This window comes from Myxococcus llanfairpwllgwyngyllgogerychwyrndrobwllllantysiliogogogochensis (genome assembly GCF_006636215.1).
Lineage (GTDB): Bacteria > Myxococcota > Myxococcia > Myxococcales > Myxococcaceae > Myxococcus > Myxococcus llanfairpwllgwyngyllgogerychwyrndrobwllllantysiliogogogochensis.
The window spans coordinates 1-456 of the sequence record NZ_VIFM01000749.1 but is presented as its reverse complement, the minus strand read 5'-3'; the positions used below and the strand labels follow the sequence as shown (position 1 = coordinate 456).

Here is a 456-nt window from a genome sequence, read left to right as displayed (position 1 = left end):
CTCCACCCCCATTTCGTACAAAGACGCCGGCGTCGACATCGACGCGGGCGACGCGCTGGTCGAGCGCATCAAGCCGCTGGCGAAGAAGACGATGCGCGAAGGCGTGCTGGCCGGCATCGGCGGCTTCGGCGCGCTGTTCGAGGTGCCCAAGCGCTACCAGGAGCCGGTGCTGGTCTCGGGCACCGACGGCGTGGGCACCAAGCTCAAGCTGGCCTTCGAGTGGAACATGCACGACACCGTGGGCATCGACCTCGTCGCCATGAGCGTGAACGACGTGCTCGTGCAGGGCGCAGAGCCGCTCTTCTTCCTGGACTACTTCGCCTGCGGCAAGCTCGACGTGGACACGGCCGCCGCCGTGGTGGGCGGCATCGCCCGCGGCTGCGAGCTTTCGGGCTGCGCGCTGATCGGCGGCGAGACCGCCGAGATGCCGGGCATGTACCCGGCCGGCGAATACGG

The 456-nt window shown here is 69.1% G+C and carries 1 protein-coding gene; it reads left to right on the top strand.

What is annotated here, in order from left to right:
* Positions 1 to 10: 10 nt before the first annotated feature.
* Positions 11 to 456, top strand: a 446-nt coding sequence (locus FJV41_RS55725) for a phosphoribosylformylglycinamidine cyclo-ligase (protein WP_246137937.1), incomplete at its 3' end; no start/stop codon positions are given.